Here is a 10,720-nt window from a genome sequence, read left to right as displayed (position 1 = left end):
CTTGGAATGACAGTTCACTGTTGAACTGTAAGTTCGACAATGCCTAAGCTTTTCACTTAGGAACGTGTCGCACCGCCCCAAGGATCGACAATTAAAGAATGGCCAGCAAACTCATTATTTGGATCCTTCCCTGCCCTATTACATGCTACAACATAACACTGATTTTCAACTGCTCTTGCTTGTAATAGTAAACGCCAATGCGCTAAACGAACTAATGGCCATTCAGCTACAACAAATAAAACTTTTGCACCTTTAGCAGTATGAACGCGCATCCACTCCGGAAAACGAATATCATAGCAAATGGTGCCGGCGCACTCTACATCATCTAACTTAAATTCACCAGTACGATTTCCAGCGATTAAATATTTATGTTCATCCATAAGCTGAAATAAATGCACTTTACTATATTCATTGACTAGTTCTCCTTTATTCGTTACAACATACATTGTATTTGTAACACCTTGTTCCGTTTGCCTTGCTATAGAACCACCAACAATATGTACACCATATTGTTTCGACCATTCTATCAACTTTTCTTTCGTTTCCAATCCATCCCTATCTGCAATTTCAGAGAGTCTCGTTAAATCATAACCTGTTGTCCATAGTTCTGGTAAAACAATAACATCTGGTCTTTCTTTCATCGCTTCACTTATTTTATTTTTAGCATTCTCAATATTTTTTTCTACATCTCCAAAGACAATATCCATTTGAATACATGCGACTTTCATTTTTTCAGCCCCATTCTTATTTTTTTCTTTACAAAATACTGGAAAGATTATATCATTTGTCACTAGAATTGTAACAACTTTCAAAAGAGGTGGAAAGTATGAAATCATTTCAACCTTCTGAGATAGTAACATCATTGCCAACACAATTTTTCGCTTCACTTGTTGCAAAAGTTAACAAAGTTGTAGCAGCTGGTCACGATGTTATTAATCTAGGTCAAGGTAATCCAGATCAACCAACACCGCAGCATATCGTAAAAGCTTTGCAAGATGCTGCAGAAAAGACCATTCATCATAAATATCCGCCATTTCGCGGACATGAAAGCTTAAAAGAAGCCGTGGCAACATTCTATCAACGTGAATATGATGTAGTAGTAAATCCGAAAACTGAAGTTGCTATATTGTTTGGTGGAAAGGCTGGATTAGTAGAATTACCAGTTTGCTTTACAAACCCTGGTGATACAATTCTCGTTCCCGATCCAGGCTATCCAGATTATTTATCAGGAGTTGCTTTAGCGAAAGCACAATTTGAAACAATGCCGCTTATTGCAGAAAATAAGTTTTTACCAGATTATACAAAAATTGACGACTCTATTGCCGAGCGTGCAAAATTAATGTTTTTAAACTATCCAAATAATCCGACCGGTGCTACTGCATCAAAAGATTTCTTTGATGAAACCATTCATTTTGCTAATAAACATAATATATTAGTCGTTCATGATTTTGCTTACGGTGCGATTGGATTCGATGGTCAAAAACCTGTTAGTTTCTTACAAGCAGATGGTGCCAAAGATACAGGAATCGAAATTTACACATTATCGAAAACTTTCAATATGGCTGGCTGGCGCATCGCTTTTGCGGTAGGGAATGAAAGTGTCATTGAAACAATTAACTTATTACAAGATCATATGTATGTTAGTATTTTTGGTGCCATTCAAGATGCTGCCCGCGAAGCACTATTAAGTTCACAGTCTTGCGTCATAGACCTTGTAAATAGTTACGAATCTCGAAGAAACGCTCTTATTTCAGCTTGTCACTCAATTGGTTGGAATGTAGACATTCCAACAGGGTCATTTTTTGCATGGCTTCCTGGTCCAAAAGGATATACTTCTGAGCAATTTTCTAATATTTTACTAGAAAAAGCACATGTCGCAGTTGCTCCTGGTGTTGGATTTGGTGAGCATGGTGAAGGGTACGTCCGCGTTGGTCTCTTGCATACAGAAGATAGATTACGAGAAGCCATTAATCGAATCGATAAATTAAATTTTTTCAAAAAGTAATTGACAACATGAAAAATATCTGACAAAATTCAGTTATCTTAAAAATTTAAACATTTCTAAATACTTCTTATCAAGAGCAGGTGGAGGGACGAGCCCGACGAAACCCGGCAACCGATCTACAATTGTAGACACGGTGCTAATTCTCGCAGCATTACGCTGACAGATAAGGAGCTGGTTGTAAAAAAACCTCTCCTTAGCTGAGAGGTTTTTTTATTTAACTAGGAGGTTATAACAATGAGCGGAATTATAGCGACATATTTAATCCATGATGATTCACATAACTTAGAAAAAAAAGCTGAACAAATTGCACTCGGTTTAACAATTGGCTCTTGGACTCATTTGCCGCATTTATTGCAAGAACAATTAAAACAACATAAAGGCAACGTCATTCATGTTGAGGAATTAGCTGAACATGAACATACCAATTCTTATTTACGTAAAAAAGTAACACGCGGGATTATTAAAATTGAATATCCGTTATTAAATTTCAGTCCAGATTTACCAGCTATTTTAACAACTACATTCGGAAAGCTATCCCTTGATGGCGAAGTAAAATTAATTGACTTAACTTTTTCAGACGAGTTAAAAAAACATTTTCCTGGTCCAAAATTCGGGATAGATGGTATTCGAAATCTTTTACAAGTACATGATCGTCCCCTTTTAATGAGTATTTTTAAAGGAATGATTGGACGAAATATTGGGTATTTAAAAACGCAATTACGCGATCAAGCAATTGGTGGTGTAGATATCGTAAAAGATGATGAAATATTATTTGAAAATGCATTAACACCACTTACGAAACGCATCATATCTGGAAAAGAAGTTTTACAATCCGTATATGAAACGTACGGACATAAAACGTTATATGCCGTAAATTTAACAGGACGAACTTTTGATTTAAAAGAAAATGCGAAACGTGCAGTGCAAGCTGGAGCCGATATTCTATTATTTAACGTATTCTCTTACGGACTAGATGTACTACAATCACTTGCAGAAGATGATGAAATCCCAGTTCCTATTATGGCACATCCCGCTGTAAGTGGTGCTTATTCAGCATCCAAGTTATATGGAGTTTCATCACCATTATTACTTGGAAAGCTACTCCGTTATGCTGGGGCTGACTTTTCATTATTCCCATCTCCATACGGAAGTGTTGCGCTAGAAAAAGAGGAGGCTCTTGCTATCTCAAAATATTTAACTGAAGACGATGTATTTTTCAAGAAGAGCTTTTCTGTTCCGTCTGCTGGTATTCATCCTGGTTTCGTTCCCTTTATTGTACGAGATTTCGGTAAAGATGTTGTTATTAATGCTGGTGGCGGAATACATGGACATCCAAATGGGGCGCAGGGCGGCGGTAAAGCTTTCCGTGCTGCAATTGATGCTACTTTGCAAAATAAACCACTCCATGAAGTAGATGACATAAATTTGCATAGCGCACTACAAATATGGGGAAATCCCTCTCATGAGGTGAAATTATGAGTATTCAAGTATTTTGTGATTTCGATGGCACGATTACAAATAATGATAACATTATGTCCATTATGGAAAAATTCGCACCACCAGAAGCTGAAGAAGTAAAGAATAAAATTTTATCACAAGAGCTATCTATTCAAGAAGGTGTTTCTCAATTATTTCAATTCATACCTACTAATCTGCACGATGAAATTATTCAATTTTTAATAGAGACTGCTGAAATTCGTAACGGTTTTCATGAATTTATACAATTTGTAAATGAAAACAATATTTCCTTTTATGTTATATCAGGTGGAATGGATTTCTTCGTCTATCCACTCTTACAAGGACTCATTCCAAAAGAGCAAATTTACTGTAATGAAACAGATTTTTCAAATGAATACATTACGGTGAATTGGCCTCATCCTTGTGATCGTCTTTGTCAAAATCATTGCGGATTATGTAAATCATCACTCATCCGTAAATTGAGTGATACGAATGACTTCCATATTGTAATTGGAGATTCAATTACCGATTTACAAGCTGCGAAACAAGCGGATAAAGTGTTCGCTCGTGATTTCCTTATTACAAAATGCGAAGAAAATCATATTTCTTATACAGCATTTGAAACGTTTCACGATGTTCAAACTGAATTAAAACATTTGTTGGAGGTGAAATTATGAAACAACTTTTTCGTCAATGGTATGACTTAAGCGAGATAAAAAAAGAATTAACAACACGAAATTGGTTTCCAGCAACGAGTGGTAATATTTCTATAAAGGTTAGTCATGAACCACTCACTTTTCTCATTACAGCAAGCGGTAAAGATAAAACAAAAACGACTCCAGATGACTTTCTACTAGTAGATCATCTAGGGGTTCCCGTATTAGAGACTGAATTACGCCCTTCAGCAGAAACAATCTTGCATACACATATTTATAACAATACGAATGCTGGGTGTGTCCTTCATGTTCATACAACTGATAACAATGTTATCACAAATTTATATAGTGATGCAGTCACACTTCAAAATCAAGAAATTATTAAAGCTCTCGATATTTGGGAAGAAGATGCAACAATTCACATTCCTATTATCGAAAACCATGCTCATATCCCAAAGCTTGGAGAAAACTTCCGCAAGCATATACAGGGAGATTCGGGGGCAGTATTAATCCGTAACCATGGTATTACCGTATGGGGCCGAGATAGCTTTGATGCAAAGAAAAGATTAGAAGCTTATGAGTTTTTATTCCAATTTCATATAAAACTATTATCAATTCAAGGAGGCGTTTCTAATGGCGCAAATTCGTATTCATGAAATAAATACTCGCATTGAAAATGAAGTGGAAGTATCAAAATTTCTACAAGAGGAAGGCGTTTTATATGAGAAATGGAATATTTCCAAACTTCCTACTCATTTAAAAGAAAATTACTCATTAACAGATGAAAACAAAGCTGAAATATTAGCTGTGTTTTCAAAAGAAATTGCTGATGTTTCAGCACGCCGAGGTTATAAAGCACATGATGTAATTTCACTTTCAAATAGCACACCTAACCTTGACGAATTATTAATTAATTTTCAAAAAGAACACCATCATACTGATGATGAAGTTCGCTTTATTGTTAGTGGTCATGGCATCTTTGCCATTGAAGGAAAAGATGGGACATTCTTTGACGTTGAACTTGAGCCAGGCGATCTCATATCTGTTCCTGAAAATGCAAGACATTATTTTACCTTGCAAGATAATCGTCAAGTTGTAGCTATTCGTATTTTTGTTACAACTGAAGGTTGGGTTCCAATCTATTAAGGTAGTTAGTTGAATAAAAGGTCTTGGACCCCCTTTTCCAACCTTTTATTCACTCTACATATATACATCCTCCTATGGAACAGGCTTATTTCATTTTGAAATAAGCCTGATTTTTTATGGTTCTAACCGTATTATTCCTTCTTTTCAGTACAATCTCTCCCTTCAATTTTTCAAGTATATTTATTAATACTTTTTGAACATTTATTGAACTTTTTTTGAATTTTTCTGAAAATTCTGTTTTATATATGATATACTACAATTAACTAAGAAGGAAAAAATATCGCAAACAGAGGGGGATAATCATGAGTTTACTTATCGCACTTATACTAGGGGTTACGTGTGGAGCACTTCCTATTATTCTAGGAGCTATTATGGAAGAATTAGAAGTTGGTGTTTTAGGTTTTGTTGCATATTGTGTAAGCGCTTTATTTTTCGGGTTGTTCGGTGCTATTCCTGTTTCAATTCTGTGTGCATTTTATATAATACGCCATGCTCGTACAAAACAATTTGGTCCTAATCACATCGCGCAAGTTATTCCATTCCCAATGAAACGATGCCGCCGGGCTTCTAGCTTATAATTACAAAATTAAAAATAAAAGTCCTCAAATGAGGACTTTTATTTTTTTTCTTCTAGAAATTGAAACAATTCTTGTAGGTGCAAAGCGTCTTCACTATAGCTAACAGATACATGATATATACCATCAATCTCCGCTTCCATGTAAAGGTCAACTCCATCTCGATCATATTTCAATGCCAAATAAAATTCCATTTCTTCTAGCATCTTTTTTGAAGTTCGAATAACGTAATGCCCTTTCTCATCTCTTCCATATTCGAAATTCGGTTCAAAATCATATTTTTGTTTAAAAGCTTCTTTTTGTTTTTCATTAATTTGTATACATGTTGCTCTTTGTACAGTATCAATCATCTCATCAAATTTTTGAAGATCCATCTCATTTACCCCCTTACATATTTTTTGTATAACACTTGTGTTCCGCTATTTTCTTCCCCATCTTTTATTAGCTCTTCATACAATTCCTTCGCCAAACTTAAACCTGGTACTGGTAATTGTAATCTTTCAGCCTCATCTAACGCGATCTTCATATCTTTCATAAAATGCTTTACATAAAAACCTGGTTCAAAATCTCCCTTTAACATTCGAGGAGCTAAATTACTTAATGACCAGCTACCTGCTGCTCCCGTTGAAATACTCTCCAATACTTTATCAGGATCTAATCCAGCCTTTTTTGCATAAGCAACAGCTTCACATACTCCAATCATATTAGAAGCAATCGCAATTTGATTGCACATTTTTGTATGTTGTCCACTTCCAGCAGGCCCTTGCAACTGAATATTTGTTCCTAGTTTTTCAAATAACGGTAAACATCTATCATATATTTCTTTCTCTCCACCGACCATAATTGCGAGTCTTGCTTCTTTCGCACCAACGTCTCCTCCAGATACAGGTGCATCTAACGTATATACATTCTTACTTTTACCGGCTTCATTAATACGTTTTGCCAATGTTGGTGTAGATGTCGTGAAATCAATTGCGATCGTACCTTCATTTGCATTCTCCAAAATTCCATCTATCCCAAAGTACACTTCTTCTACATCATGTGGATACCCAACCATAGTCATTACAACATCAACTTGCTTTACTAACTCTTTCGGTGTATCACACCAATTTGCACCATCTTGTACTAAAGAGTCTGTTTTCGATTTTGTTCTATTATATACATATACTGTATGACCGTCTTGCATGAAATGACGCACCATACTTTTTCCCATTACACCAATACCAATGAAACCAATTGATACATTTTTATGTTTCATTTTCTCATCCCCTTTGTTCTAATAAATCACTTACCATCTTTCGGAAATCTTTATTGAAGTCATCATCCATACTATTTTTCACATTTGAAAATAAAATAACAAAAGTCCCTTTTTCTTTATTAAAATTATTGAAAGTGTTCCAACCAGATAGTACACCATGATTATGAAAATAATCCGGATATATGTAAAAACTAAATGCATATTTTCGTTCTGGTGAAGGTGAAAACATCGCTTGTATACTTTGTTCAGAAAGAAGTTTTCCATTTATAATTGCTTCGTCTAATTTCTTCATATCTCCAACTGTCGTATACATCTCACCACAACCATATAGCCAATCCATGCCTACCTTCTGCGCCGGTACAAGCTCTTGATTTTTTTTCACATAACCCTTTGTAAAATTTTTATCTCCAGGTACCATATTTCCCATACCAGATTCATACATATCTGCTTTTGTAAATATATTTTCTTTTATATAATCTCCTAAAGGTTTTTTCGATATATGTTCTATTATATAGGCAAGCACCATATAATTATAATCTGTATATCTCCAACCTGTTCCTGCAGGAAATTCTAAATTTTGACGTCCAATCCAATTAATTAACTGTAAACGGGAAGCAGCATTAACATTGCCTTTTGCGTGTTCATGTAAACCAGAGGTATGCGTTAATAAATGATATAACGTAATATTTTTATTCTCCGGAAATGAAGGAATATATTTATTTACATTATCTTGAATATTTAGCTTACCTTGATCCTGCAATTGTAAAATAGATGTAGCCACAACTGTTTTCGTAATAGAACCGATACGATATTTTGTGTGAGGCGTATTTTCTATTTTATATTGAACATCAGCATACCCATATCCTTTATTCAATATAACATGCTCTTTATCTGTTACCAAAACTGTTCCATTGAATTGCTTTCCGACTAAATATTGATCTAATTTTTGAGATATGCTAGCGTAATCAATTTGCTTTTCTTTTTCTTCTTCTATATTCTCTTGTACTTCTGATTCAACAGCAGGATTCACCTTAGTTGTTAATTCTTTATTTTCCTTTATATTAGAATTATAGAGAAAATAGTATACTCCTCCACAAACTAAAGCACATATTGAAACTATCATCATTATTTTTTTTATCATTTTGTTCCTCCATAATTCCTTCGTTCAAAATCCCCCCTACACTCTATTATCAAGTAATAAAAAAAAATCGCAACAATTTGTTGCGAAAAATCACTTTTTTTCTTTTCTATATACACACACTTGATTTTTCCCATTTTTTTTCGCTTCATATAATGCAATATCCGCTCGTTGCATTAATTCTTCTCTTGTAATCCCTTTTTCATATAATGCAACTCCAAAGCTCGCTGTTAGTTTCGAAATCCCTGAGAATTGCTTTGTTTCAATGAAAAATCGTAATGATTCCGCAACTTGAAATGCTTCTTTTTCTACTGTATTCGTTACTAAAATAATAAATTCTTCTCCTCCCCACCTAGCAAATACATGTTGCTGCTCCACTTTAGATTTCATGAGCTCTGCAAGCTCAATTAATGCTAAGTCACCAAAATCATGGCCATACGTGTCATTTACTGCTTTAAAATTATCTATATCAAATAAAATAAGTGCTATGTTTTCATTATTACGCATCGCATTATCCCATTCTGCCTCGAGTATTTGTTGGAATTTCAAACGATTATAAATCTCTGTTAACGAATCTATCATAGCAAGTCTTTCTTGTTCTTGATAGATTTCATCTAATTCGGTAATCTCTGTACACTTCACAATAAATCTTGATAAATCTTCTGGCAATGGTGTCGCACGCAATAAAAAAGTTGACACTTCCCCTTCATAGTTGGACATCTTAATTCTTCTATCATATGATAATGTATCATCTAACCATGTTATATCATGAGTTGTTGAATAGTATCCATTTTCTCTAATAAGATGTTCAGCAAATACTAAATGTTGCTCACGATAAGCAAACAAATTTTCATATCCGAAAAACTCTAAAAAATTTGTATTACAATCAACAATCTCATCGTCTTCTACTATAAATAATAGATCATTTCGAAAATCAAACATCGTTTGAAGTAGTTCTTGTTGCAAACTTACTTGCCGCACTAAAGAAAGCTGATATAAACTTTTATTTACTTCCTCTAACACCATTTGCGGAGTCACAGGGGCTATCACAATATTACGTATTCCTAACGTAAGTACCTCTGCAAACTCGCTTGTTATTTGTTGATCCCAAATGACAATAAATGTACTCTGTGGATTATACATATTCTTTATATATTTTATTTGAGAAAAATCTGTTACATACATAATTACAATATGTGGTTTAGTCCTCTGAAATAATACTTCTCCTTCTTCAAAACTATTTGCTATAAACATACATTTTGGATGGATATTTTCTATCGTTTGTTGATGTGTGCATCCATTTTCTATATAAAGGACATTTAACTGAAGATCTTGTAATACATTTTGGAAAACCGTATTCTCTAATAAAAAATGTAGTATGTTCATCACTAGTCTTCACTCACTTCATATATCTTGTTCTACAGAATTCCTCACAAGCATTTTATAAAAAACTGTTCTCTAAAAACTTTAATGAGTGAGGGATACATGTTAACAAGCTAATTGAGAATGTTATCTTTGCTTTTTCACTCTATAAATTCCTTTTTTAGTGTATGATTATAGGAATTGTATCGTTTGTATGAATGCCCTAGCTTCCGCTTGAAAACTTGACAATTAAAATAAAGATATTATATTCTTAAATTCGATAACTTACAAAATGTAAGTAGAATATATTACATGTATTTTTTTCATAATTTGATATGTAATTTGGAGGATATATAATGACAAATGAAAACTTTTTTAATGTTTTATATGAACGCACATCTACACGTGCATTCAACCCAGAGAAAGAAATTTCATCTACAGAGTTACACGAGATTTTAAAGGGAGCTGCTCAAGCACCTTCCGCTTGGAATTTACAGCATTGGAAATTCCTTGTATTCCAAGGTGAAGATGTACAGAAACGATTACATCCAATTGCTTATAACCAACAACAAATTCTTGATGCTTCTGCTGTAGTCGCTATTTTAGGTGATTTAGAAGCTTATAAAAACGTTGAACCCGTTTATGGTCCAATTGTAGAACAAGGATTTATGAAAGAAGAAGCAAAAGAACGCTTAGCTAAAAATATTGAGTCTGCATATGCCCGTGAGCAATTCCCAAGAGATGCAGCCTTTTCAAATGCATCTTTAGCAGCAATGCAACTTATGCTTGCAGCTAAAGCAACTGGCTGGGATACTTGTGCGATTGGTGGTTTCAACCCACAAGCACTTACAGAAGAATTCAATGTTTCATCTCGCTATGTACCAATTATGCTTATTACAATTGGGGAATCAACTTTAAAAGGCCATCCTGCACCACGAATGAGCGTAGAACAAGTGAGTGAATGGGCAAAATAATAAAGCGAAACTTGAATCAGTGTGAGGGTCTTACTGCCCTTTCATACGAATAAAAAAGAAACGAAGGTAATTTCTAATCCGTACCCTTTGTAAAGGACATTTTAAAAAAAGTTAGGCGGCATCAAGAAGATGATTTCTGTATTCAACA

At 34.4% G+C, this 10,720-nt stretch carries 12 protein-coding genes and 1 riboswitch; of the genes, 7 read left to right on the top strand and 5 right to left on the bottom strand.

What is annotated here, in order from left to right; all coding sequences use genetic code 11:
• Positions 1-56: 56 nt before the first annotated feature.
• Entirely contained in the window at positions 57-812 is a 756-nt protein-coding gene (locus PDQ33_RS26695) for a carbon-nitrogen family hydrolase (protein WP_229137166.1), read from the bottom strand.
• Between the two features lie 14 nt (positions 813-826).
• Here PDQ33_RS26695 and PDQ33_RS26690 point away from each other — a divergent pair, with 14 nt between their 5' ends.
• The 6 genes from PDQ33_RS26690 (at position 827) to PDQ33_RS26665 (ending at position 5,843) form a co-directional block, all read left to right on the top strand.
• On the top strand, positions 827-2,005 hold the full coding sequence (locus PDQ33_RS26690; RefSeq protein ID WP_270756905.1) for a pyridoxal phosphate-dependent aminotransferase: 1,179 nt from the start codon (positions 827-829) through the stop codon (positions 2,003-2,005).
• A gap of 64 nt (positions 2,006-2,069) precedes the next feature.
• Positions 2,070-2,175: riboswitch (SAM riboswitch) on the top strand.
• Positions 2,176-2,239: 64 nt separating this feature from the next.
• Positions 2,240-3,484, top strand: coding sequence for a 2,3-diketo-5-methylthiopentyl-1-phosphate enolase (gene mtnW, locus PDQ33_RS26685; RefSeq protein ID WP_000014190.1), 1,245 nt, complete (start codon positions 2,240-2,242; stop codon positions 3,482-3,484).
• Entirely contained in the window at positions 3,481-4,140 is a 660-nt protein-coding gene (mtnX, locus tag PDQ33_RS26680) for a 2-hydroxy-3-keto-5-methylthiopentenyl-1-phosphate phosphatase (protein WP_000027458.1), read from the top strand. Before mtnW ends, mtnX begins: the two co-directional genes overlap by 4 nt.
• A complete protein-coding gene (locus tag PDQ33_RS26675; protein WP_061132241.1) occupies positions 4,137-4,775 on the top strand; it encodes a methylthioribulose 1-phosphate dehydratase in 639 nt (212 codons plus the stop codon). Before mtnX ends, PDQ33_RS26675 begins: the two co-directional genes overlap by 4 nt.
• On the top strand, positions 4,753-5,265 hold the full coding sequence (locus PDQ33_RS26670) for a 1,2-dihydroxy-3-keto-5-methylthiopentene dioxygenase (protein ID WP_061132240.1): 513 nt from the start codon (positions 4,753-4,755) through the stop codon (positions 5,263-5,265). Before PDQ33_RS26675 ends, PDQ33_RS26670 begins: the two co-directional genes overlap by 23 nt.
• 302 nt (positions 5,266-5,567) lie before the next feature.
• The gene (locus PDQ33_RS26665) at positions 5,568-5,843 is read left to right on the top strand and encodes a hypothetical protein (RefSeq protein ID WP_270756903.1); all 276 of its coding nucleotides are present in this window, start codon (positions 5,568-5,570) and stop codon (positions 5,841-5,843) included.
• Between the two features lie 38 nt (positions 5,844-5,881).
• On the opposite strand, the gene PDQ33_RS26660 is transcribed toward PDQ33_RS26665, so the two are convergent.
• The 4 genes from PDQ33_RS26660 to PDQ33_RS26645 form a co-directional block, all read right to left on the bottom strand.
• On the bottom strand, positions 5,882-6,214 hold the full coding sequence (locus PDQ33_RS26660) for a DUF3909 family protein (protein WP_000365613.1): 333 nt from the start codon (positions 6,212-6,214) through the stop codon (positions 5,882-5,884).
• A 5-nt stretch (positions 6,215-6,219) separates the two neighbouring features.
• Positions 6,220-7,098 carry an NAD(P)-dependent oxidoreductase gene (locus PDQ33_RS26655; RefSeq protein WP_000681095.1) on the bottom strand — a complete coding sequence of 293 codons (879 nt, stop codon included), beginning with the start codon at positions 7,096-7,098 and terminating at the stop codon, positions 6,220-6,222.
• Positions 7,099-7,102: 4 nt separating this feature from the next.
• On the bottom strand, positions 7,103-8,239 hold the full coding sequence (locus tag PDQ33_RS26650) for a serine hydrolase domain-containing protein (protein WP_270756901.1): 1,137 nt from the start codon (positions 8,237-8,239) through the stop codon (positions 7,103-7,105).
• 90 nt (positions 8,240-8,329) lie between these two features.
• On the bottom strand, positions 8,330-9,622 hold the full coding sequence (locus PDQ33_RS26645) for a GGDEF domain-containing protein (protein WP_001023204.1): 1,293 nt from the start codon (positions 9,620-9,622) through the stop codon (positions 8,330-8,332).
• 332 nt (positions 9,623-9,954) lie between these two features.
• Here PDQ33_RS26645 and PDQ33_RS26640 point away from each other — a divergent pair, with 332 nt between their 5' ends.
• Positions 9,955-10,572 (top strand): nitroreductase family protein, encoded by a 618-nt coding sequence (locus PDQ33_RS26640; RefSeq protein ID WP_000180604.1) that lies wholly within the window; start codon positions 9,955-9,957, stop codon positions 10,570-10,572.
• Positions 10,573-10,720: the final 148 nt, after the last annotated feature.

Origin of the sequence: Bacillus cereus group sp. Bc031 (genome assembly GCF_027716265.1) — a bacterium.
Taxonomy (GTDB): domain Bacteria; phylum Bacillota; class Bacilli; order Bacillales; family Bacillaceae_G; genus Bacillus_A; species Bacillus_A paranthracis.
Note: the sequence above shows the minus strand (reverse complement) of the source record. Positions and strands in the feature narration are given on the sequence as shown.